Source organism: Streptomyces sp. GQFP (assembly GCF_021545335.1).
GTDB lineage: Bacteria > Actinomycetota > Actinomycetes > Streptomycetales > Streptomycetaceae > Streptomyces.
Genome location: NZ_CP089312.1, coordinates 3,640,290 through 3,664,133, shown reverse-complemented (window position 1 = coordinate 3,664,133; position 23,844 = coordinate 3,640,290). Strand labels below are relative to the sequence as shown.

Below are 23,844 nucleotides of genomic sequence, written 5' to 3'. Positions count from 1 at the left end.
CCCGCCGCGCGGCTAACCCAGGAGGCGTCAACCCCGCGTTCTCCTGATCGCATGATCAGTCGACCTTTCCTGTCCCGAGGGCTCACCGCGCTGCTGGTCGCGGTGGCCGTGCTGCCCGTCGGCCCCGCCGTCGCGGTCCCCGCGCCACCCGCTCCCGCCCCCGGCTCCGCCCCCGCTCCCGGCCTCGCCTCCGGCCCCGGTCCCGCTCCCGGCCCCATGGGCGACCTCGTCCCCGGCGTACGCCCCGCCCCCTCCCAGCCCTGGTCCTTCGACACCCCGGACCAGGTGCTTGCCCCGCAGGTCTACACCCCGTCCAAGAAAGAGGACGCCGTCGAGCCGGCCGACGCCTTGCAGGGGACGTACGACCTCATCGAGTACGTGCCTCTGAATGACGCCGCTCGCAAAGTCGCCTGCTCCAAGCTCACCGGGCCCTATCAGCGGCAGGTCGAGTACTGGCTGAAGCTGAAGGTGGACGGGAAGCAGTCCGCCGCCGACTGCCGGGCCATCCGCGCGTTCCAGCTCAAGCACAAGATCAAGCCCGCGATCGGGTTCGCGGGGCCCGTCACCTGGTCCCGGATGCAGTTGCTGTCCGCGCGGAAGAACCCGAACGCCGCCGGCAAGTGCCCCGTACGGACCTACCGTGTCACCTGTGTCGATCTCGGGCGGCAGCTGACCTGGGTGCAGAAGGGGAAGAAGGTCGTCTACGCGCCTGTGCCCGTCCGGACCGGGCGGGCCGGGTACGCGACCCGGGGCGGGTGGCACAAGGTGTACTGGAAGCACAAGAACCATCACTCGACCCTCTACGACACCCCCATGCCCTACTCCCAGTTCTTCAGCGGCGGCCAGGCCTTCCATGCCGTCTACGGCAGCATCTACACCACCGTCGGCTCCATGGGCTGCGTCAATATGCGGCTCGCCGACGCACGGAAGCTGTGGAGCGTGCTGAAGACCGGCGACCGGGTCTACGTGTGGGGACGGCGGGCCGCGGGGTAGGCGCCACCGTGCTCCTGAGTCCCTCTGAGACACTGGGAGCGCCATGAGCATGAGTGAGACAGCAGCCCCGCCTCCCGCAACCCTGCGTGCCCGCGCCGAGATCGATCTGGCCGCCCTGCGGGCCAACGTACGGACCCTGCGCGCCCGCGCGCGCGGCGCGGCCCTGATGGCCGTCGTCAAGTCCGACGCGTACGGCCACGGGGCGCTCCGGTGTGCCCGGGCGGCCGTCGAGGCGGGTGCGGAGTGGCTCGGCACCGCCACGCCCGAGGAGGCGCTCGCCCTCCGGCAGCCGACCTCCGGGATTCCTCGCGATGTCCGGATCATGTGCTGGCTCTGGACGCCCGGCGGGCCCTGGCAGGCCGCCATCGAGGCCGACATCGATGTGTCGGTGGGTGGGATGTGGGCCCTGCGGGAGGTTGTCGAGGCTGCCGCTGTCGCCCATCGGCCCGCTCGTGTGCAGCTCAAGGCCGACACCGGGCTCGGGCGTGGTGGGTGTCAGCCGGGGGACGACTGGTGCGCGCTCGTCGCCGCGGCCCTGCGCGCCGAGCGGGACGGGCTGATCCGGGTCACCGGGCTCTGGTCCCATCTCGCCTGCGCCGACGAACCCGACCACCCCTCCATCGACGCCCAGCTCACCCGCTTCCACGACATGGTCGCGTACGCCGAACGGCACGGACTGCGGCCCGAGGTACGGCATCTCGCCAACTCGCCCGCCGTGCTCAGCCGTCCGGACACGCACTTCGACCTCGTACGGACGGGGGTGGCCGTCTACGGCATCTCGCCGAGTCCTGAGATCGGGACCTCCGCCGACCTGGGGCTGCGTCCCGTGATGACGCTGGCCGCCTCGCTCGCGCTGGTCAAGCACGTACCGGGCGGCCACGGCGTCAGTTACGGGCACCACTACGTCACCCCCGGCGCCACCACCCTCGGCCTGGTGCCCGTGGGCTACGCGGACGGCATCCCGCGCCACGCCTCCGGTACCGGTCCCGTACTGATCGGCGGCAAGTGGCGGACCGTGGCCGGGCGGGTCGCCATGGACCAGTTCGTCGTAGATCTGGGGGGCGACGAGCCCGAGGCCGGTGCGGAGGTTCTGCTCTTCGGGCCCGGCGACCGCGGCGAGCCCACCGCCGAGGACTGGGCACAGGCGGCCGGGACGATCGCGTACGAAATCGTCACGCGCATCGGAACCCGAGTGCCCCGCGTCTACGTGAATGAGCAACAAGAGGGGTAGTCGCCCGAGTGGTCGGCCGAAGGGCTGAAGGTCTCATTGGCCGGCGGCACGAGTCACCCCGGCAGCAGCCCCATCAGTCACTCAGTTATTCCAGAGTTACTTCAGCGAGGAGCAGTACGTGAGCGAGAGCAGTGCGGAGGTCGTCGCGAGCGCCGCCACGGCGGCCGTGGCCTCCGTCACGGGTGGGTCGGCCGGGAACTGGCGCCGGGCGACCGGCATCGTCGGCGTCGCCATAGGAGTGGTGGCCGCCGGTGCCGCCGCGGGTGTCGCCGTCGAGCGGATGACCGTGGGACGCGGGATGCGCGAGAGGGCGCGGCTCGCGCTCGACTCGACGGGCCCGTACGGCTCGCTGCGCGGCACTCCGGGCAAGGCGTACGCCGACGACGGCACCGAGCTGTACTACGAGGTCGACGACGTCGACCCGGCTGCCGCGCCCGCTCTCACCCCGCGCCGGCGCCGCCTCTTCGGGCGCAAGGCCCCGGCCCCCGTCACCGTCGTCTTCAGCCACGGATACTGCCTCAACCAGGACTCCTGGCACTTCCAGCGGGCCGCCCTGCGCGGGGTCGTACGGAGCGTGTACTGGGACCAGCGCAGCCACGGCCGGTCCGGGCGCGGCGCCGCCCAGGTCAACGACGGCACGCCCGTCACCATCGACCAGCTCGGGCAGGACCTGAAGGCCGTCCTCGACGCCGCCGTGCCCGAGGGGCCGATCGTGCTCGTCGGGCACTCCATGGGCGGGATGACCGTCATGGCCTTCGCCGACCAGTTCCCGGACGTCGTACGGGAGCGGGTCGTCGCGGTCGCCTTCGTCGGTACGTCGTCCGGGCGGCTCGGCGAGGTCAACTTCGGGCTGCCCGTCGCGGGCGTGAACGCCGTACGGCGGGTGCTGCCCGGCATACTGAAGGCGTTGGGGCAGCAGGCCGAGTGGGTCGAGCGGGGGCGCCGGGCCACCACCGATCTCTTCGCCGGGATCATCAAGCGGTACTCGTTCTCGTCGAGGGACGTCGACCCCGCCGTCGCCCGGTTCGCCGAACGGATGATCGAGGGCACGCCCATCGATGTCGTCGCCGAGTTCTACCCGGCCTTCACCGAGCACGACAAGACCGAGGCCCTCGGCCACTTCAAGGACCTGCCCGTGCTGGTGCTGGCCGGGGTCGGCGACCTCGTCACGCCCAGCGAGCACAGCGAGGCCATGGCCGACCTGCTGCCGGACGCCGAACTGGTCCTCGTGCCGGACGCCGGGCACCTGGTGATGCTGGAGCACCCGGAGGTCGTCACCGACCGGCTCGCCGACCTGCTCACCCGCGCGGGTGCCGTGCCGACAGGGGCTACCGTTTCCGGTTATGGAAGCACCAGCGGCAGCGCACAACCAGGCTGAGTCCCCCTTGTCCTCCCCGGCCCCTCAGTCCTCCGGTCACTCCTTCGAACTCGTCGTCGACTCGCCTGACGAGATGCGGGACCTGGGTCTCCGGCTCGCCAAGCTCCTGCGGGCCGGCGACCTCGTGATGCTCACCGGTGAGCTGGGCGCGGGCAAGACGACGCTGACGCGCGGGCTCGGCGAGGGGCTCGGGGTCCGGGGTGCCGTCACCTCGCCCACCTTCGTGATCGCCCGCGTCCACCCCTCCCTCGGCGACGGCCCGCCGCTCGTCCACGTGGACGCGTACCGGCTGGGCGGCGGTCTCGACGACATGGAGGACCTCGACCTCGACGTCTCGCTGCCCGAGTCCGTGATCGTCGTGGAGTGGGGCGAGGGCAAGGTCGAGGAGCTGACTGACGACCGGCTGCATCTGCTGATCCACCGGGCTGTCGGCGACACCACCGACGAGGTGCGGCACGTCACCCTCACGGGGGTGGGGGAGCGGTGGGCGGCGGTTGACCTCAGCTTGATCTGAGCGCCGGACGAACGTTTGCGTGAATGTTCCGACAATCGGTCGGCAAGATGTTGCGTTGGGTGTCTTGCGCGTGGTCACATGGTATCCAGTTCGTGGTTAGGTTTACCTAACTACGTCCGCCCCCGGACCTCAGGAGGCGTCCATGTCGGCTACCGAGAGCACGTCTGCGCCCAAGCGCCGCGCGGTTTCCGGGGTGTCCATGCGTGAGCTGTTGGCTGCGGGCGCGGCCGCCCGTGCGGTGTCCACGCCCCCGCGTGTGCCGGACGCGCCCCTCCAGCAGCGGCCCAAAGCTGCTTGAGCGTTTGGCTGCGGCGCCGTCGTGGCTGGTCGCGCAGTTCCCCGCGCCCCTGAAGGTGGGGCTGCGCCCCCCTTCAGTGGATTACTACGACCCTTTCTCCGATCGTTGCGAACTCCCACATCGCGGTTCCGTCCGGGCGGGTTTCCCGGATGCCGCCTGTGCGCATTTCTGGGTCCGGTTCTGGTTGTGTTTGTGGAGCCGAGTTGTCCACCGCCGCGCTGAAGCCGATGGCCACGCCGTCCACGCCCGTGAAGCGGACCACGTGCTCGATCGGGGTGCCGTCGGTGCCCGTGATGGAGTTCGAGCGGGACGTGACCAGGTAGCTGCCCGGTGCCGGGTCGACCGTGCCGGGTGTGACGGTGAAGGTGCGGAGCACCTTGTTGTTCGTGGCGACGATCCACACCCGATCGTCGTCCAGGGAGTACACGACCCGCTTGCCCTTGCCGGTGCCGCGTGGCAGGGCGTCGGGGTGCCGGGTGTCCCGGGGGACCTTCGAGGTCGTCACCGGAGTCGAGGAGGACAGGCGCTCGGCCTCCGGGCGCGGGGCGTTCGCGGAGGCCTGGTAGGCGAGGACGCCGACCGTGGCGAGGGCCGCCACGGTGAGCCCGGCCACGAATCCCGAGCTGCTCCTGGTCACCGGCGCCCACCTCTTCGTCTCGTACGTCCCGTTTTGTGGCGACGGTAGCAGCAGCCGTACCGCCGACCGGGGCGGCCGTACGGGGGGCGCGGGCGCCGTAGGCTGTTCGCGTGCTCTTGCTCGCTCTGGATACCGCCACCCCGGCCGTCACGGTCGCCCTGCACGACGGGACGGCCGTCGTCGCCGCGTCGAGCCAGGTCGACGCGCGCCGGCACGGGGAACTGTTGCTGCCCGCCGTCGACCGGGTCCTCGCCGAGGCGGGCACGGGCCTCGACGCCGTCACCGGTGTCGTCGTCGGCATCGGCCCCGGCCCCTACACAGGCCTGCGCGTCGGCCTGATGACCGCCGACACCTTCGGGCTGGCGCTCGGCGTCCCCGTCCACGGCGTCTGCACGCTGGACGGCCTCGCGTACGCCGCCGAGGTCGAGGAGGCCACAGGGGGCGGCCCCTTCGTCGTGGCGACCGACGCCCGCCGCAAAGAGGTCTACTGGGCGCGCTACAGCGACTCCCGTACGAGGGTGACGGAGCCGTCCGTCGACCGGCCGGCGGACATTGCCGACCAGGTCGCGGGCCTGCCGGCCGTCGGCGCGGGCGCCCTGCTCTACCCGGACACCTTCCCGGACGCGCACGGGCCCGAGCACGTCTCCGCCGCGGCCCTCGCCGCCCTGGCCGCCGAACGGCTGGCGGCGGGCGTCGAACTCCCCGCACCCCGGCCCCTCTACCTGCGCCGCCCCGACGCCCAGGTCCCCAAGAACTACAAGGTGGTCACCCCCAAGTGACGACTGCCGTGCTGCGCGAGATGCGCTGGTGGGACATCGAGCCCGTGCTGGAGCTGGAGAAGGACCTCTTCCCCGAGGACGCCTGGTCCCGGGGCATGTTCTGGTCGGACCTCGCCCACGCGCGGGGACCGGAGGCGACCCGGCGGTACTTCGTCGCCGAGGACGAGAGCGCGGACGGGAGTCGGCGGATCATCGGGTACGGGGGGCTTGCCGCCGCCGGTGACGTGGCCGACGTACAGACGATCGCCGTCGCCCGCGAGCACTGGGGTACCGGGCTCGGTGCCACGCTGCTGACCGAGTTGCTGCGGGCGGCGACCGCGTTCGAGTGTGCCGAGGTCATGCTGGAGTGCCGGGTGGACAACGTGCGCGCGCAGAAGCTGTACGAGCGGTTCGGCTTCGAGCCGATCGGGTTCCGGCGCGGCTACTACCAGCCTGGGAACGTCGACGCCCTGGTGATGCGCCTGCGTGACCCGGCGGCATCGGTCCCTGAAGCACCCTCGGCCCCCTCGGCCCCCTCGGCCCCTTCAGCCCCTTCAGCACCTTCAGTACAAGGAACCGAGAGCAATGGCTGACTCCAAGGACGTCCCGCTCGTCCTCGGCATCGAGACCTCCTGCGACGAGACCGGCGTCGGCATCGTCCGGGGGACCACGCTCCTCGCGGACGCCATCGCGTCCAGCGTCGACGAGCACGCCCGGTTCGGGGGTGTCGTGCCGGAGGTCGCGTCCCGTGCGCACCTGGAAGCCATGGTGCCGACCATCGAGCGGGCGCTGAAGGAGGCGGGAGTGAGTGCGAGGGACCTCGACGGCATCGCCGTCACCGCCGGTCCCGGGCTCGCGGGCGCGCTGCTGGTCGGGGTCTCGGCGGCGAAGGCGTATGCGTATGCCTTGGGGAAGCCGCTGTACGGGGTGAATCACCTCGCCTCCCACATCTGCGTCGACCAGCTGGAGCACGGGCCGCTGCCCGAGCCGACGATGGCCCTCCTGGTCTCCGGCGGCCACTCCTCCCTGCTGCTGTCCTCGGACATCACCTCCGACGTACGGCCCATGGGTGCGACCATCGACGACGCGGCCGGTGAAGCCTTCGACAAGATCGCGCGGGTGCTGAACCTGGGCTTCCCCGGCGGTCCGGTCATCGACCGGTACGCCAAGGAGGGCGACCCTCGCGCGATTGCCTTCCCGCGCGGGCTGACCGGGCCGCGCGATCCTGCGTACGACTTCTCCTTCTCCGGGCTCAAGACGTCCGTGGCCCGCTGGATCGAGGCGAAGCGGGCGGCGGGGGAGGACGTGCCGGTGCGTGATGTCGCCGCCTCCTTCCAGGAGGCGGTCGTGGACGTGCTGACCCGGAAGGCGGTACGGGCCTGCAAGGACGAGGGCGTCGACCACCTGATGATCGGCGGGGGCGTGGCCGCCAACACGCGGCTGCGGGCGCTCGCCCAGGAGCGATGCGAGGCGGCTGGTATCCGACTCCGCGTGCCCCGGCCCAAGTTGTGCACGGACAACGGGGCGATGGTGGCGGCGTTGGGTGCCGAGATGGTCGCCCGGAACAGGGCCGCCTCCGACTGGGACCTGTCGGCGGACTCGTCGTTGCCGGTGACCGACCCGCACGTACCAGGTCGTCATTCACATGCGGTGAGTGAGGGGAACCTGTACGCGTGACTGTCGCGTTGATGTGGGAGGCGCGGGCCGTCGAGGGGCGCGGGGACGAACTCCTTGCCTGGGCACGGGCGCAGGCGCAGCTGCTCGCGGTGGCTCCGGTGCGCCGGGAGGTGCTGCGGGCTCCGCAGGACCGCGTTCTCGTCATGACGTGGTGGGACGCGGAGTTCGACGCCGAGCTGCCGGAACTTCCCGAGCCGGGCGCGGAGTTGGTGACGCGGGCGGTGCACCGGTGGCGTTTTGAGGTGGTGAGCGAGTGATGTCCCCATTTCCCGTCAAGGATTGGGCAATCCTGACTTTGCCCGTATGAGGGGGAACGGGGTGGATGAAGTGAGCAAAAGGTGCAGTCGGCGGGGCCGGTTTTCCTCACTCATCCCTGTCCTTTGAACCCGCTTTATGTTCCCTGGGGCCGCCGTTGAGACGATCTCCGCCCGCGTCCGCGCCGCCCCTGATGATCAAGCCGCTTTTGCCTGTGTGACCGCACACGGGCATGAAGGGGGCTGATCATGCATCAGGGACAGAGACACAGACGCAGACAGAGAAACGTGCGCCGTACGGCTGTGGCCGTGCTGGTGGCACTCGCGGCCCAGGTCGCACTCGTGGAGCAGGGCAGTGGGCTGGCGTTCGCCGCGGACACGGGTTCGCGGGCGAAGACGTCCACGGCGGGCAGGAAGTCCGCCACCAAGGTCTCCGGGCCCGCCGAGGCACAGGACGAGGCCTCCGCCGTACTGATGGCCCGTCTCCAGCACCGGAAGGTCGAGGTGCTGTCCGCCCGTACGGCCGATTCGACGACATACGCGCTGCCTGACGGGCAGTTGCAGACGCAGGCCTATGCCGGGCCCGTCCGGACGAAGGTCGACGGGGTCTGGAAGAACATCGACACCTCGCTCTCCGACACCGGCGCCGATCTCACGCCCGCCGCCGCGCCCGCCGATGTGGCCGTCTCCGACGGTGGCGACACGCACCTCGCGTCGGTCAGCAAGGGCAAGCAGTCCTTCGGACTCGGCTGGGGCACGAAGTTGCCCACCCCGTCCGTGAAGGCGAACACCGCCTCCTACGCCCTCGGCAGCGGCCAGACCCTGTCGGTGAGCGCGCTCGCGCAGGGCTTCTCCGAGAACATCCGCCTCGCCCACAAGCCCGCCGACGGGACGGTCTCCTACCGCATCCCGCTCGACCTTGCCGGGCTGAAGCTGTCCCGGGCCGCCTCCGGGCACCTCCTGCTGAAGGACACCAGCGGCAAGCTGGTCGCCGAGGCGCCCGCGCCCATGATGTGGGACGCCAGTATCGACAAGGCCTCCGGCGAGTCCGCCCACCAGGACCAGGTGGCGACGAAGGTCGAGACCGCCGCCGACGGCGCGCAGACCCTCGTACTGACTCCGGACGCGTCCTTCCTGGCCACCGCGGCCTACCCGGTGACCGTCGACCCGACGACCACCCTCGCCGTCACCACCGACACCTGGGTGCAGAACCCCGACTACACCGACTCGCAGATCAGCTCCGAGGAGCTGAAGTCGGGGACGTACGACGGCGGGACGGACACCGCGCGTTCCTATCTGAAGTTCGACGTGTCGAAGTTCGCGGGCAAGCACATCACCGCCGCGACGATGTCGCTGTACAACTACTACTCGGCGACCTGCTCGACCTCCGGTGCGGCCACCCTCGCCAAGCGGATCACCTCCACCTGGACGTCCTCGTCGATCACTTGGGGCGCACAGCCGACCACCACGACGACCGGTGACGCCTCCAACACCGGGCACTGGGGCTACGACTCCTCCTGCGCCGCGAACTGGTCCAACTGGAACCTCCAGGCCATCACGCAGGCGTGGGCGGACGGTTCGACGAACTACGGGCTCCAGATCGCGAGCGCGAGTGAGACGGACTCCACCACCTGGCGGCGCTTCCGGTCGGCGAACTACTCGACGGCCGGGTACGCGCCGAAGCTGGTCGTCACCTACAACTCCTACCCGTCGAGGCCGACGGGCACGGCGATCGCCCCGGCGCAGGTCAACGCGTACAACGGCAAGCGGTACGTCACCTCGCTCACCCCGACCCTGTCGGCGGCCGTCGCGGACCCGGACGGGTCGGCCACCAAGGCCCAGTTCGAGGTCACGGCGGATCCGGCGTACGCGGACACCACCTACTCGTACACGGGGACTTCCGCCTCCGTGGCGTCCGGGGCGACGGCCAAGCTGACGATCGCCTCGGCGAACGCGTTCCCGGCCGGCTCGCACCTGCGGTACCGGGTGCGGGCGTACGACGGGACCGACTACGGCTCCTGGACCGGCTACACGACGTTCGTGCTGAACACGGCCAAGCCGAACGCGCCGACGGTCACCTGTGACACGTACACGGAGAACGGATGGACCGCCAAGGCCGCCGACGCGGTGTCCTGCACGCTGGACACGGACTCCACGGACGGGGCCGGCTACTCCTGGGGCCTCGACGACTCCTCGGTGCCGGACAAGAAGCTGGACACGACCAACGGCACCGGCGGTGACGCGCAGACGGTCAGCATCGACCCGGCGAACGGCTGGCACACGCTGTACGCGCGGACGGTCGACTCCGGTGGCAATCTGTCGACCGCCACGACGGCCTACAGCTTCGGCGTGGGCGCGGACGGCGCGGCGATCCTGTCCCCGCAGAACGGTGACACCACGGCCCGCCGGCTGACCCTGTCCGCCAAGGGGCTGTCCACCTACACGGGTGTGACCTGGCAGTACCGGCGTGGTGAGACGGACTCCTGGCACACCGTGCCGGTGGGTGACGTGACCGCCTCCGGCGCCGCCGTCTCGGCCTGGCCGGTCGCGGTCAGCGGCGGGACCGCCACCAAGCTGGTCTGGAACACGGTCTCGACGCTCGCCGAGGACGGGGTGATCGAGCTGCGGGCCGCCTTCACCGACGGCACCACCACCGGGAACTCGCAGACCGTCGACGTGACGCTGGACCGCGACGCGGGCACCGCGCCCGCCGCCCAGGTGGGTCCTGGCCAGGTCAACGAACTCACCGGCGACTACAAGCTGTCGGCCACGGACGCCTCGGCGTTCGACGCGAGCGTGGAGCGGACGTTCTCCTCGCGGGCCAACAGCACCGCCACCGAGGGCCAGGCGAAGATCTTCGGCCCCGGCTGGACCTCGTCCGTCACCGGGCAGGCGAGTGACTACACGCAGGTGCGGAAGACCTCCGACACCTCCGTCGAGGTGGTGTCCGCCGACGGCGGCACGGTCGCCTTCACCGCGACCAGCGCGGGCGGCTGGGAGCCGCAGACCGGCTCCGAGACCCTCACCCTGACCGGCACGCTCACCGGAACGGCCTTCACGCTGACCGACACGGACGCCGACACCACGGTCTTCAGGAAGGCGGCCACCGGCGCGACGACCTGGACGCTGTCCTCGTACGCCTCGGCGGTCGACGACTCGACCGTCACCACGGTCTCCGAGACGGTCACGTCCGGCAGCACGACCCTGGCCCGCCCCAAGTACGTGATCTCGCCGACGAGCGGAGTCACCGAGGCCACCTGCCAGGCCACCCCCGCCACGAAGGGCTGCCGGGTCCTGGAGTTCGTCTACGCGACCTCCACCACCGCCACCTCCGGTGCGCCGGGCGACTACACGGGCCAGGTCCAGGCGGTCAAGCTCTGGGCCACCACCCCGGGCGCCTCGGCGGCCACCGCCGAGACCGTCGAGTCGTACGCGTACGACACCTCCGGCGAGCTGCGCCAGGCGTGGGACCCGCGGATCAGCCCCGCGCTGAAGACGCAGTACACCTACGACTCGAACGGTCGGGTGGCCACGTACACCGAACCGGGTGAACTGCCCTGGACGTTCACGTACGGGCAGGCCGGCTCGGCACTGACGGCCGGTGCGGGCATGCTGCTGAGCGCGTCGCGTCCGCAGCTCGCCGAGGGCTCGACCAGCACCACCTCCGGTACGGCGACCACCACCGTCGTGTACGACGTGCCGCTGTCCGGCAGTACGGCCCCGTACCAGATGGACGCCGCCACCGTGGCGACCTGGGCGCAGGACGAGGCGCCGACGGACGCGACCGCCGTGTTCCCGGCCGACTCCGTCCCGTCGTCCAGCACGGGCGGCGACCTGGCGGCGACCTCGTACGGCCGTGCGACGGTCACGTACATCAACGCCGACGGCGAGCGGACCGACACCGCGGCCCCCGGTGGCGCGATCAGCACCGCCCAGTACGACGAGTTCGGCAACACCGTCTCCGAACTCACCGCGGCCAACCGTGCGTTGGCGCTCAGCGCCGGCGACGACCGGCTCGCCGAACTCGGCCTGTCCGACCTGCCGACCGCCGACCGGGCCCGGCTGCTGTCCACCGTCTCCGTGTACTCGGCCGACGGTACCCGGGTCACCGACACCTACAGCCCGCTGTACCAGGTCACCCTCACCCAGGAGGTCACCGGCTCCACCGCCGACACCACTCTTCCGGTGGGGACGGTGATCCCGGCCCGGGCCCATGTCGCGTCCGCCTACGACGAGAACCGGCCCAGCGACGCGGCGGTCTCCGGCCTGGTCACCTCGACCGTGACGGGCGCGGCGATCCCGGGCTACGCGGCCGACGCCGACACCCGTACCGTCACCACCACCTACGACTGGTCCACGGGCCAGGAGAAGGCGACGACGGGCGGGCAGAGCACCGACACGGTGACGACGTACGACAGCGACGGGCAGGTGGCCACCACCCGTACCGCCGGCTCGTCCGGCTCGGACGCCGACACACTGGCGTACACCTACTACACGGCGGGCGCCTCCGGCACCTGCGGTTCCGTGGAGTGGGCCGGGTTGCTGTGCAGGACGGCTCCGGCGGCCGCGATCACGGGCGGCGGGGGCAACCCCACCGAGGCGGTCACCACCGTCTACACCTACGACCGCTGGGGCCGGCTCGCCACCAAGGCCGAGACCGCGAACGGCACCACCCGCACCACCACGAACACCGTGGACGGCGCGGGCCGGCCGACCCGGACCGAGGTGACCGGCGGCACCGGCACGGGCACCCCCGTCACCACGCTCACCTACGACCAGGGCAACGGCCGCCTCGCGTCCCAGACGACGAACGGGCAGACCGTCGCCGTCACCTACGACGCCCTGGGCCGTCAGGCCACGTACGACGACGGCGCGGGCAACACCGGCACCACGTCCTACGACGGTCTGGACCGGCCGGTGAAGACCACCGACTCGGTCCCGTCCACCGTCACCTACGCGTACAACGCCACCGGTGACGTCACGACCCTCACGGACTCGGTCGCGGGCACCTTCACCGCCTCCTACGACGCGGACGGCACCCTCACCTCCGAGACCCTGCCCGGTTCGTACACCCTGGACGTCGCCACCGACACGGTGGGCCGGCCGACGGGACGGACGTACACGGCCTCGGACGGCACCACGGTCGCCTCCGACACCGCCGGATACACCGACACCGGGCTCCAGTCGGGGCACACGCAGACCGCGGGATCCACCACCGAGTCCGACTACACCTACGACAGTGCGGGCCGCCTCACCAAGGCCGCCGACACCACCGCGAGCGGCTGCACCACCCGCGCCTACACCTTCGACGCGAGCAGCAACCGCACGGGTCTGACCACGTCCACGGACGACTGCGACAGCAGCACCGCGGACACCACGACCACGTCCGTGAGCAACACGTACGACTCGGCCGACCGGCTGATCGACTCCGCTCACGTGTACGACGCCTTCGGCCGCACCACCACCGACGGTTCGGCCACGCTCTCGTACTACACCAACGACCTGGTCCGCTCGGAGACCGTGGGCACCGGCCGCAGCACCTGGAGCCTCGACGGTGCGGGCCGGCTCGCCGTCCTGACCTCCGAGACCCAGGCCACGGACGGCACCTGGAGCACCAGCTCCACCACGACCAACCATTACGGCTGCGGCTGCGACAGCCCGACCTGGAGCATCAGCGGCTCGACGGTCAGCCGTGACGTGTCGGACCTCACCGGCGTCCTCGCGGCGACCACGACGGCCACCGGCGACACCGTCCTGCAACTCACCGACATCCACGGCGATGTGACGGTCCAGCAGCCGCTGGACACGGCCCAGGCCCCGGTGGTCCAGCAGTACGACGAGTTCGGCAACGCGCTGGACGCCACCGTGGCCACGACGTACGGCTGGCTCGGCGGCCGGCAGCGGGCCGAGGCGCCCCTGTCGGGGCTCACCCTGATGGGAGTGCGGCTGTACGACCCGACCGCCGGCCGGTTCCTGTCCGTGGACCCGGTGCTGGGCGGCGGCGCGAACGCGTACGACTACGCGGGGCAGGATCCCGTCAACGCGTACGACTACGCGGGCACCTTCCGGATCTACCGCTGGAAGTGGGGCCAGTGGCACTACGTCCAGGTGTACATGAGCAGCACCTTCCAGCGTGACCTCGCGCAGGGTGCGATCTGGGGGCTGGCCGGCGGGATCGCCTCGTTCTGCGGCGGCTTCGGCTGCTACTTCGTCGTCGGGGTCATCGCCGGAGTCATCAGCAACCATGTCTCCGACTCGTGGCACCCGCGGGCCAAGTGGCTGCTGTTCGCCTGGAAGTGGCCCGGCAGCCACCACTGGTGGACCGTCTACCGTATCCGGGCGACCTTTGTGGGGTGGTGGTACGCATGACAGAGCCGAACCCGAACCCCGGGAGACCCTTCGTGAAACGTGTGGCCTACGCGCTCGTGTTCGCCGCGGCCGGCATGACCGCCGCGACCCTGGGCGCCGGTGACGGGCTTCCGTCATGGGCGGCGATCGTGACGTTCCTGGTGGCCGCTTTCCTGGTGATCGGGCTGATCTCGCTGGTGCGAGTGGGCTGGCGGAGAGCGCGCAAGTAGTACCCACGATCAGGGGCGGTACCGGGGTTCCGGTGCCGCCCCTTCCCGGGTCCGACCGCACCGGACCAGAAATTTTTCCGCACCCCCTTCAACCTTTCCGCCCCGAACACGCTCAAGAACAGGTGAGGGCGAGACCTGTGAGGCGTGTGAGGGGTGTGATGCGTATGAGGCACGTGAGCCATAGCAACTGCCATCGCCACAGCCTCAGCGATACGCATGACGGGAAACGGGAGGGTGGATGTCGGCGACGGTCCGGCAGCGGGACTTCGAGGAGTACGCGCGGGCGGGCCGGCAGCGCCTGTACCGGACGGCGTATCTGCTCTGCGGCGACCGCGAGCACGCCCGCGACCTGGTGCAGTCCACGCTGGCCCGCCTCTTCCAGCACTGGCACCGGGCGAGCCGGGCCGACCACCTCGACGCCTACGCCCGTACCGTCCTGACCCGGCTGTTCCTGCACGAGCGGCGGAGGCGGCTGCGCGATCTGCTCGCCCATTCCCGTCCCGACCCCGTGCCCGCCGCGCCCAGACCCGATCTGCGCGTCACGCTCATGGCCGCGCTCGGTGAACTCCCGCCCCGGGCAAGGGCGATGGTCGTCCTGCGCTACTGGGAGGACCTGAGCGTGTCGGAGGTGGCCGCGCAGCTGCGGTGCAGCGAGTCCACCGTCAAGAGCCAGTGCTCGCGCTCCCTGACCCGGCTGCGCGCGGAGCTGGGCGACGCCCATGTGTACACCGCCGAGTACTGACTCCCCGGCCCCCTGTCCCCTCGTACATCGCCCGATCTGCCGCGTCAGAGAGGAACTTCCGTGCACGACACGCCACCCGGCCGCCCGCACGGGCCCGAGCCGGACGCCGGGCCCGACGACGCGCTCGTCGGGGAGCTGAGGGAACTGATGGAGCGGGCCGCCGCCGGACTCGCGCCGCTGCCCGATCTGACACAGGAGGCGGTACGGCTGGGCAGGCTCCGCCGGATCCGGGCGCGGCTCGCCGTGGTCGGCGCGGTCGTCGGGGTCCTGGCGGTCGGGGGCATCGGCTCGGTCGCGTTCGGCGGCCTGGGCAGCGCCGCGTCGCAGCCCGTCAGCCCGGCGGCCGCACCGCCCAGCGCGTCCCGGGCGTCGGCCGTGCCGTCCCCCGCCCCCTCCATGACAGCGCCGACGCCCGTGGCCTCGGCCTCGGAGGACGCCGTTCGCGGGGCGCGGACGGCGGAGGCCCTGACCCGGGCGCTGGGCGACCTGATCGGGACCGTCACGCCGGACGGCGCGGACCGCTTCGCCGGGCGGCTGAAGGGCCACATCTTCCCCGTGACGTTCCAGGTCATGCCGGGAGGGGGCAGCCTCGCCGAGTGCTCGGACCTGCCCGAGACGGCCACGACCTGCAGTACGGCCTTGCTGCCCGACGGGAGCGAAGTGCGGGTCATCGTGTCGGGCGACACGCTGTGGGGCGGCCAGTCCTTCAGCGTCAGCTACCGCTATGCGGAGAGCACCGTGAACCTGACCGTCACCCCGGACGCCGACGCCAAGGTCTCCCCGCCCGTCACCGTCGACCAACTGGTGGCCGCGGCGGGCACCAAGGCACTGCTGACCGAGGTGAAGTACCAGGCGCAGTACGCGGCGGAGGCTACGGCGGACTCCTCGGACGAGGCATCCGACTCCCCGTCCTCCCCGGCCTCCCCGGCCGAGACCGCGCCCGCCACGGCCGAACCCTCCACCGCCGAGCCCTCCTTGGCAAGCGATCCGACCGGTACCGACAGCACGAGTGAGACAGGCGGTTCCTCCCGATGAGTGAGCAACGACGCGCAGTGAACGGTCCGGGTGGCCGGATCGCCTTACGGCGGCGACGCAAGCAGCGGGTCCGGCTCGGCGCGATCGGCGCCACGGTCTGTCTCGCCGCGCTCGGTACGGCGGCGGTGCCGCTGCTCCTGCCCCGGCTGCTGCCGGACAACGCGTCGCGGGCCAGTTCCCCGGAGGCGGTCCGGACGACGACCGAGCCCACCCCGGACCCGGGAACGTCCGCGACGCGGGGCGCCACGAGTTCGCCCCCCGACGACTCCACCGTCGCCGGGTCCCCCGACCCCTCCGAGTCGCCCAAGGCCCCCAAGTCCCCGAGCGCCACCGGCACTTCGGGGGCGGAGAAGGGCTCCGGGGCCGGCTCGGGGAAGGGCTCCTCCTCGACGCCCACCATCCCCGCCTCCGGCCCCGGCACCTTCGACACGGCCCCGGTCGTCGTCACCGGGCCCGCCTCCGGTACGCCCTTCCGCGTCCAGGTCGAGGACGGCGCGGGCGTCGACCCGAAGGACGCGGCCCGCCAGATCGGCGCCATCCTCAACGACCAGCGAGGCTGGCGGCAGGCGGGCGCCCGCTTCCGCCAAGTCACCGGCGCGGAGGCCGAGTTGACGTTCAAGGTCGCCACCGCGGCCACCACCGACAAGCTGTGCAACGTCCAGCAGCCGGAACACATCGGCGAGGTCAACTGCCGGGCCGGCGTCAACGTGGTGATCAACCTCAAGCGCTGGCAGCTGGGTTCCCCCCAGTTCGACGGCCCGGCGACCGAGTACCGCGCCCTGATCGTCAACCACGAGGTCGGCCACTGGCTGAACCGAGGCCATCTGACCTGCCCGGGTCCGGGCCAGCCCGCGCCCGCGATGATGCAGCAGATCGACGGCCTCAAGGGCTGCGTCTCGAACGCCTGGCCGTACGACACAGAGGGCCGCTACCTGGACGGCCCCGCTGTGCCGTAGCGGAGACGGAGGAGAGGGGACCGGCCCGCTAAGGGCCGACCTCCGTCTCGCACCGCAGCCGCCGCTCCGCCCCCAACTCCCTTACCGCACCCACCAGTCGCACCCGAACCGTGTGCCGTACATCCGCACTCGACGCCCCCAACCGCAGCTCCAGCGCCCCCGGTTCGACGACCCGCCGCCCCGCGCGGTCCGTGAACGCCGACAGATCCGCGTGGAACCGGAACGTCACCCGGCGCGCGGCCCCCGGCGCCAACTCCAGCCGCTCATAACCGATCAGCCGGACATCGGGCCGGGTCACCGAGGCCACCGGATCGTGCAGATACAGCTGCACGACCTCGGCCCCGGCCCGCGCCCCCGTGTTCCGGACGGTCACCGACACGTCGTACGACCCGTCCGTCCCGATCTCGGCAGGACCGCCCTCATCGAGGTCCTCCCAGGCGAACGAGGTGTACGAGAGCCCGTGCCCGAAGGGATACAGCGGGGTCGGGTCCAGGCTGCTCACCTCGCCCGCGAGCCCCAACGGCGGCTGGAGATACGTCCACGGCTGGCCCCCGCGCTCCCTCGGCACGCTCACCGGCAGCCGCCCCGACGGGGTGACGCGGCCCGACAGCACTGCCGCGACCGCCGGGCCGCCCTCCTCCCCGGGGAAGAACGCCTGGACCACCGAAGCGAGTTGACCGTGCCAGCGCCCCAGCGCGTACGGCCGCCCGGTGAGCAGCACGAGCACCACCGGAACCCCCGTCGACACGAGCACGTCCAGCAACTCGGCCTGTACGCCCGGCAGTTGCAGGTCGGCGACATCGCACCCCTCGCCGGACGTACCCCGCCCGAACAGACCGGCCCGGTCGCCCAGTACCGCCACGCACACATCCGCCTCGGCGGTCCGCGCCACCGCCTCCTCGAAACCGCCCGTGTCCGGCCCCGAGGTGTCGCAGCCCTCCGCGAACGTCACCTTGGCATCCGGGAGTTCGGCGCGCAGGGATTCCAGGAGGGTGGGGATGTCGAGCCCCACCGGGGTCTCCGGATGACTCGGCAGGACATGCGAGGGGAACGAGTAGCACCCCAGCATGGCCAGCGCGTCCGCCGCCCTCGGCCCGACGACCGCGATACGCGTGTCCGGGGCGAGCGGCAGTAGCCCGTCCGGGTTGTCGAGCAGTACCACCGACTCCTCGGCCAACCGCCTGGCCAGCGCCCGGTTCCCGGCCGAGTCCAGATCGATCGGCCCGCCGGCAGGCTCGGGCTCCCATCCCTCGTCCAGCAGCCCCAGCTCGCACTTCTGGGCCAACACCCGCCGCACCGCCCGGTCGACCAGCGACTCCGGTACGTCTCCCGCCTGTACGGCCGCCACGAGCGGGTCGCCGTAGCTCCGGATCGTCGGCAGCTCGACATCGATGCCGGCGGCCAGGGCGACATGGGCGGCCTCGGCCGGCGTACCGGCGACCCGGTGCAGGGTCTCCAGGAAACCGATGCCGAAGTAGTCCGAGACGACCGTGCCTGTGAACCCCCAGTCCTCGCGCAGAAGTTGGGTTAGCAGCTGCGCATCGGCGGAGGCCGGGACTCCGTCCGTCTCGTTGTAGGCGGCCATCACGGAACGCGCCCCGCCCTCGCGCAGCGCCATCTCGAACGGGGGGAGTGTCACGTCCGCGAACTCCCGCACGCCTGCCCGCACGGGAGCGAGATTGCGGGCCCCGGCCGAGGACGCGTACCCGGCGAAGTGCTTCAGCGTGGCGATGATCCCCGCCGACTCAAGACCCCGCACGTACGCCGACCCGATCGTCCCCACCAGATACGGGTCCTCGCCGATCGTCTCCTCGACCCGGCCCCAGCGCGGATCCCGTACGACGTCCAGGACCGGGGCGAGGCCCTGGTGGACGCCGACCGAGGCGAGGTCGCGGCCGATGCGGGCCGCCATCTCCTCCACCAGCTCGGGGTGGAAGGTGGCGCCCCAGGCCAGCGGGACCGGGTACGCCGTCGCCCGCCAGGCGGTGAAGCCCGCCAGGCACTCCTCGTGGGCCAGCGCCGGGATGCCGAAGCGGCCCGCCTCCGCTATCCGGCGCTGGGCGCGGGCCAGTGCCTGCGCGCCCAGCGCCGGGTCCACGGGGGCCGTACCGAAGGGGCGCGTGAGCTGGCCCAGACCTCGGGTGATCAGCTCGTCCCACTGGTAGTCGGCGGTCATGTCGTGCTGGTGCGGGGCGACGCCGTGGCCGTCCGTCGAGGCGCCCACCCACACGCCGTACAGCTGGGCGGTCTTCTCCTCCAGGGTCATCCGGGAGAGCAGGTCGTCGACACGGGCGTCGACGGACAGGGCGCGGTCACGCCAGGGGGCGGTCGTCATGAAACTCCTGTCAGAGTCACGGGCACGTTGGTCTGGGTTCACTTGCCGCCCACGCCCATCAGGCCGCCGATCAGCGCTCGCCGGGCCACCAGATAGACGGCGAAGATCGGGATGCCGGAGAGGACGACCGACGCGAGCAGGGCGGGGATGTTCACGCCGAACTGGCTCACGTAGTTGAACAGGCCGAGGGTGAGGACGCGGGGTCCGTCGGACTGGGTGAAGATCAGGGGGAAGAGGAAGCCGTTCCAGGCCTGGAGGGCCGCGTAGATCACGACGGTGCTGATACCGCCCTTGGCCAGGGGGATCGTCAGCTGGAACAGCATGCGCAGGGGAGAGGCGCCGTCGAGGGCCATCGCCTCGTACAGGTCCTCCGAGATGTCCCGCAGGGTGCCGGTGAGGACCAGCACCGAGACCGGCATCGCGAAGGCGGCTGTCGGCAGGATCACCGCCAACAGGCTGTCGTACAGGTCGAGTTTGGCGATCAGGAGGTACAGGGGGACCACGACCGCCTGGGCCGGGATCGCGACCCCGAGCAGGAACAGCCGGAAGGCCGCGCCCGACCAGCGGGTGCGGGTGCGCACGGCCACGTACGCGAGCGGGACGCAGAGCCCGAGGACGATGGCCACGACCGTGACGGCCACGATCACCGTGTTGCTGAGCAGATGCCCGAAGCCGGAGTTGAGGACGGTGTTGTAGTTGTCGAGGGTCGGATCGGTGGGCGGTTTCAGGGGGTTGCCGGTGAGGGCCTTGTCCGGGCCGGTGAGCGAGGCCGACAGCATGGCGTAGATCGGGACGAGGACGATCACCAGCCAGACGAACGAGCCCAGGCCCGCGAGCGGATTGGCGCGCCTGGTCCAGTGCCGACGCCGCCGAAGACTGTCCGGCTGCGGTCGCTCCGGACGCTTGTCGGTGGCCGTCGGGCGGGGGAGCGTATCGTGTGACACTCCGTCACATCCCTTCACGCGTACTGCGCATGCCGCCGAAACCGGTCAGCCGGACGAGCAGCAGGGACAGCCCGGTGGCGGCCAGCACGAGGGCGGACGCGATGGCGCTCGCGTAGCCGAAGTCGTACGTCTTGAAGCCCGCCTCGTACATCAGGTACGGCAGGATCGCCGTGTCCGTGCCGGGCCCGCCCTTCGTCAGGATGAGCACCGTCTCGAAGTACGTCAGCGAACCGACGACGATCAGCACGGTGGACGTCGTGATCGTGTGCCGCAGCTGCGGCAGCGTGATCGAGAAGAACTGGCGATAGCGTCCCGCGCCGTCAATTGCCGCAGCCTGGTACAGCACTTGGGGAATCTGCCGGGCCCCGCCCTGGTAGATCAGCGTGTGGAACGGGATGAACTGCCAGCCGCCGACGAACACGATGGCGAGGAACGCGCCGCTGGAAGAGCCGAGCGTGTCCTTCTGGATGATGCCGAAGTTCGGGTCGAGCAGCGCGTAGAACAGCACCGAGATGGCGGTCGAGGAGAGCAGGAACGGCACGAAGAAGATCGCCGAGAGCACCGCCCGGTTGCGTTGCCGGCCCGCCGCCCACACCCCGAGCAGAAGTGCCACGACCGTCTGGAACGCCCAACTGGCCGCCGTCAGAAGGACAGTGAGGGTGAGCGACTGGGTCAGCCGCGGATCGTCCAGCAACTTCTGCCAGTTGGCGAGCCCGATCGGCTTCGGGTCGCCGAGACCGTCCCACTTGGTGAAGGAGAGATAGAAGGCCAGGGCCATCGGGACGACCGCGAAGAAGGTGAAGAAGAGCACCGCGGGCAGCGCCCAGACGGCGCTGGGCCGCCCGGCCCGCACACCGCTCGCGGCCTTGTCCGCGACCCTCACTTCAACCCCTTGCACGCCGACACGAACTGACTGGGCGTCGACTTGCCCGTGAAGAGCTTCCCGATCTCCGTGTGCATCTTGGTGCCCAGCTCGTCGCCGAGTGCCTGGTCCCAGGAGAGCGTGAACGCCGGTGCCTGCTGGACCATGTCGTACTGGAACTTGGCGTACTCCGGATTGGGCGCGGAGGACAGCAGGGCCGCCGCGTTGGAGGTGGTCGGTACGTCTCCGAGGGCGACCAGGTCCTTCGCGTACGCCTCGGACGCGCAGTCCTTGAGGAACGCGATCGCCGCGTCCTTGTTCTGTGTACGGGGGTTGATGGACCAGTAGTTGGTGGGGTTGCCGACGACGTTGCGGACGTCGCCGACGCCGTCCTCGATCTTGGGGAAGGCCGCCCAGCCCAGGTTGGCCTTGGCGAAGTCGGGGAACTTGCCGAGCTGCGTCGAGTACTCCCACGAGCCCATCAGATGCATCGCCGCCTTGCCCTTGGCGAAGACGGCCGGGGCGCCGCCGTTGACGTACGACACCGAGGTGAACTTCGACCCGAACGCGCCGTCGTCGATGAGTTCCTTCACCATCTCGGCGGCCTTCAGGACCGCCGGGTCGCCCCAGCCCTCCGCGTCGCCGTCCTGGATGCGCTTGAAGACCTCGGGCCCGCCGATCCGGTCGACCAGGTACTCCAGCCACATCAGCTCGGGCCAGATGTCGGAGCCGCCGAGGGCGAACGGAGTGATCTTCGCCTTCTTCAGCTTGGTGTTGATGTCGAGCAACTCGTCCCAGGTGGTGGGCGGTTGGAGTTTCTGCTCGGCGAAGACGGACTTGTTGTAGAAGAGGATCACCGGCTGCATCCCGCGCATCGGTATGCCGTAGTGGCGGCCCTTGAGGTCCCCGGCGGCGAGTACGGAGGGCAGGAAGCCGTTCTTCAGCACCGGGTCGTTCTCGATGGTGTCGGTCAGGTCGACGATCTTCCCGGCCGCCTCGTACGCCTTGATGGAGCCGCCGCCCCAGTTGAAGAAGACGTCCGGGGCACTGGGCGAACCCATCGCCGTACGCAGCTTGGGCAGATAGTCCGAGCCCGGGATCTTCTCCAGCTTGACCTTGCCCTTGGCCGTCTTGCTGGCGGCGGACTTGTTGAACCGGTCGACGGCCGCCTGCTGCACCTTCACGGCGTCGTCCCCGTACACGAACGCGGTGATGGTCCCCCCGCCCCCGCCCGAACCCTCACCCGAGCCGCACGCGCTCAGCCCGGTGGTGAGCAGGGCGGACGCACCGGCACCGAGCACCCAGCGCCGACTGAACGCCGTACCACCGTTACCGATGGCACCGCCGGTACCGGTGGACCGCCCTCTGTTGGACTCCATGACAGCACCTCTCGCGAATGTTCTGACCGAAACCTGACTGAGTCTCTGTACGAATCTTTCGGGTGGTACTTCGAATGTTCCGGGAACTTATGGCGGGACAAGGTCTTCGTCAAGAGGTCGCGCAGGGATACGATCGCGGCCATGAGACCCTCGAAACCAGCTGAAACGCAGACGACACCGCAGTCCACCCAGACCGCGACGCTCGCCGAGATCGCCCGCGAGGCAGGCGTCTCCGCTCCGACTGTTTCGAAGGTGCTCAACGGTCGCGCCGACGTCGCGCCCGCGACCCGGACCCGCGTCGAGGACCTGCTGCGGGCGTACGGCTACCGGCGCCGCCGCGCCGAGGCGACTCGCTCACCACTCATCGACCTGGTCTTCCACGAGCTGGAGAGCGCGTGGGCGATGGAGGTCATCCGGGGTGTGGAGAACGCGGCGCGGGAGGAGGGGCTGAGCGTCGTCCTCTCCGAGAGCGCGGGCCGCCTCACCCCCGGCCGCACCTGGGCCGACCAGGTCGCGGCCCGCCGCCCGCACGGCGTGATCCTCGTCCTGTCCGGCCTGGACGAGTCCCAGCGGGCGCTGCTGACCAGCCGTTCCATCCCGTTCGTGGTGATGGACCCGGCGGGCGACCCGGGCGACGACGTGCCCTCGGTAGGCGCGACCAACTGGCAGGGCGGTCTGGCGGCCACCCGTCACCTGGTCGAACTCGGCCACACCCGCATCGCGTCGATCAGCGGCCCGTCCCGCATGATGTGCAGCCGCGCCCGCGTGGACGGCTACCGCGCGGCCCTGGAAACGGCGGGCCTCCCGGTCGACCCCGACCTCCTCAAGGTGGGCGACTTCCACCACGAGACGGGCTACCGAGCCGGCCTCGAACTCCTCCGCTCCCCGAACCGCCCGACCGCGGTCTTCGCCGGCAACGACCTCCAGGCCCTGGGCCTGTACGAGGCCGCCCGCGAACTGGGCCTACGCATCCCGGAGGACCTCAGCGTCGTCGGCTTCGACGACCTCCCGATCGCCCGCTGGGTAGGCCCCCCACTGACAACGGTCCGCCAGCCCCTGATGGAAATGGCAGAAACGGCAGCCAAGCTGGTCCTGGACCTGGGCCGAGTGGAGGGCACCCCAGGCGCAACCAGGGTGGAACTGGCAACAAGCCTGGTGATCCGCAACAGCACGGCAGCGCCGCCAGCTGTCTAACTGGGGGCGCGGTGTCCCACCCAGGGGCGCGGGGAACTGCGCGACAAGCCACAACGCACCCGCACCCGCACCCGCACCC

General features: G+C 70.9%; 20 protein-coding genes. 15 read left to right on the top strand and 5 right to left on the bottom strand.

Annotation, left to right across the window (positions count from 1 at the left end):
* Positions 1-51: 51 nt before the first annotated feature.
* From LUX31_RS16005 to LUX31_RS15985, 5 genes are all read left to right on the top strand, one after another.
* Positions 52-993, top strand: a complete 942-nt coding sequence (locus tag LUX31_RS16005) for a L,D-transpeptidase family protein (protein WP_235475466.1) — start codon at positions 52-54, stop codon at positions 991-993.
* Between the two features lie 49 nt (positions 994-1,042).
* Complete coding sequence (alr, locus tag LUX31_RS16000) at positions 1,043-2,224, top strand: alanine racemase (protein WP_235475465.1); 1,182 nt, start codon at positions 1,043-1,045, stop codon at positions 2,222-2,224.
* Between the two features lie 118 nt (positions 2,225-2,342).
* The gene (locus LUX31_RS15995) at positions 2,343-3,602 is read left to right on the top strand and encodes an alpha/beta fold hydrolase (protein ID WP_235475464.1); all 1,260 of its coding nucleotides are present in this window, start codon (positions 2,343-2,345) and stop codon (positions 3,600-3,602) included.
* On the top strand, positions 3,568-4,116 hold the full coding sequence (tsaE, locus tag LUX31_RS15990) for a tRNA (adenosine(37)-N6)-threonylcarbamoyltransferase complex ATPase subunit type 1 TsaE (protein ID WP_235475463.1): 549 nt from the start codon (positions 3,568-3,570) through the stop codon (positions 4,114-4,116). The genes LUX31_RS15995 and tsaE overlap by 35 nt, the downstream gene beginning before the upstream one ends.
* A gap of 142 nt (positions 4,117-4,258) precedes the next feature.
* Complete coding sequence (locus LUX31_RS15985; protein WP_235475462.1) at positions 4,259-4,414, top strand: hypothetical protein; 156 nt, start codon at positions 4,259-4,261, stop codon at positions 4,412-4,414.
* 73 nt (positions 4,415-4,487) lie between these two features.
* On the opposite strand, the gene LUX31_RS15980 is transcribed toward LUX31_RS15985, so the two are convergent.
* Positions 4,488-5,051, bottom strand: coding sequence for a hypothetical protein (locus LUX31_RS15980; protein WP_235475461.1), 564 nt, complete (start codon positions 5,049-5,051; stop codon positions 4,488-4,490).
* A 110-nt stretch (positions 5,052-5,161) separates the two neighbouring features.
* Here LUX31_RS15980 and tsaB point away from each other — a divergent pair, with 110 nt between their 5' ends.
* The 9 genes from tsaB to LUX31_RS15935 all read left to right on the top strand — a co-directional run bounded on the left by tsaB (position 5,162) and on the right by LUX31_RS15935 (position 17,051).
* Entirely contained in the window at positions 5,162-5,830 is a 669-nt protein-coding gene (tsaB, locus tag LUX31_RS15975) for a tRNA (adenosine(37)-N6)-threonylcarbamoyltransferase complex dimerization subunit type 1 TsaB (protein WP_235475460.1), read from the top strand.
* Positions 5,831-5,850: 20 nt separating this feature from the next.
* Positions 5,851-6,402, top strand: a complete 552-nt coding sequence (rimI, locus tag LUX31_RS15970; RefSeq protein ID WP_235479940.1) for a ribosomal protein S18-alanine N-acetyltransferase — start codon at positions 5,851-5,853, stop codon at positions 6,400-6,402.
* Complete coding sequence (tsaD, locus tag LUX31_RS15965) at positions 6,395-7,486, top strand: tRNA (adenosine(37)-N6)-threonylcarbamoyltransferase complex transferase subunit TsaD (RefSeq protein ID WP_235475459.1); 1,092 nt, start codon at positions 6,395-6,397, stop codon at positions 7,484-7,486. The genes rimI and tsaD overlap by 8 nt, the downstream gene beginning before the upstream one ends.
* Positions 7,483-7,743: a hypothetical protein gene (locus LUX31_RS15960; protein ID WP_235475458.1), complete on the top strand. Its 261-nt coding sequence runs from the start codon at positions 7,483-7,485 to the stop codon at positions 7,741-7,743. The genes tsaD and LUX31_RS15960 overlap by 4 nt, the downstream gene beginning before the upstream one ends.
* Before the next feature lie 285 nt (positions 7,744-8,028).
* Entirely contained in the window at positions 8,029-14,109 is a 6,081-nt protein-coding gene (locus tag LUX31_RS15955; RefSeq protein ID WP_328285659.1) for a DNRLRE domain-containing protein, read from the top strand.
* A 32-nt stretch (positions 14,110-14,141) separates the two neighbouring features.
* The gene (locus tag LUX31_RS15950) at positions 14,142-14,318 is read left to right on the top strand and encodes a hypothetical protein (RefSeq protein ID WP_235475456.1); all 177 of its coding nucleotides are present in this window, start codon (positions 14,142-14,144) and stop codon (positions 14,316-14,318) included.
* 238 nt (positions 14,319-14,556) lie between these two features.
* The gene (locus LUX31_RS15945) at positions 14,557-15,060 is read left to right on the top strand and encodes a SigE family RNA polymerase sigma factor (protein WP_235475455.1); all 504 of its coding nucleotides are present in this window, start codon (positions 14,557-14,559) and stop codon (positions 15,058-15,060) included.
* Positions 15,061-15,120: 60 nt separating this feature from the next.
* Complete coding sequence (locus LUX31_RS15940) at positions 15,121-16,095, top strand: hypothetical protein (protein WP_235475454.1); 975 nt, start codon at positions 15,121-15,123, stop codon at positions 16,093-16,095.
* Entirely contained in the window at positions 16,092-17,051 is a 960-nt protein-coding gene (locus tag LUX31_RS15935) for a DUF3152 domain-containing protein (RefSeq protein ID WP_235475453.1), read from the top strand. The genes LUX31_RS15940 and LUX31_RS15935 overlap by 4 nt, the downstream gene beginning before the upstream one ends.
* A gap of 28 nt (positions 17,052-17,079) precedes the next feature.
* On the opposite strand, the gene LUX31_RS15930 is transcribed toward LUX31_RS15935, so the two are convergent.
* From LUX31_RS15930 to LUX31_RS15915, 4 genes are read right to left on the bottom strand one after another with little or no spacing between them, the layout of a single operon-like run.
* Entirely contained in the window at positions 17,080-19,386 is a 2,307-nt protein-coding gene (locus LUX31_RS15930) for a glycoside hydrolase family 3 N-terminal domain-containing protein (protein ID WP_235475452.1), read from the bottom strand.
* Positions 19,387-19,424: 38 nt separating this feature from the next.
* Positions 19,425-20,330 (bottom strand): carbohydrate ABC transporter permease, encoded by a 906-nt coding sequence (locus LUX31_RS15925; RefSeq protein WP_235475451.1) that lies wholly within the window; start codon positions 20,328-20,330, stop codon positions 19,425-19,427.
* Positions 20,331-20,334: 4 nt separating this feature from the next.
* Positions 20,335-21,213 (bottom strand): carbohydrate ABC transporter permease, encoded by an 879-nt coding sequence (locus LUX31_RS15920; RefSeq protein ID WP_235475450.1) that lies wholly within the window; start codon positions 21,211-21,213, stop codon positions 20,335-20,337.
* Positions 21,210-22,571 carry an ABC transporter substrate-binding protein gene (locus LUX31_RS15915; protein WP_235475449.1) on the bottom strand — a complete coding sequence of 454 codons (1,362 nt, stop codon included), beginning with the start codon at positions 22,569-22,571 and terminating at the stop codon, positions 21,210-21,212. The genes LUX31_RS15920 and LUX31_RS15915 overlap by 4 nt, the downstream gene beginning before the upstream one ends.
* Positions 22,572-22,712: 141 nt before the next feature.
* Here LUX31_RS15915 and LUX31_RS15910 point away from each other — a divergent pair, with 141 nt between their 5' ends.
* Complete coding sequence (locus LUX31_RS15910; protein ID WP_235475448.1) at positions 22,713-23,765, top strand: LacI family DNA-binding transcriptional regulator; 1,053 nt, start codon at positions 22,713-22,715, stop codon at positions 23,763-23,765.
* Positions 23,766-23,844 lie beyond the last annotated feature (79 nt).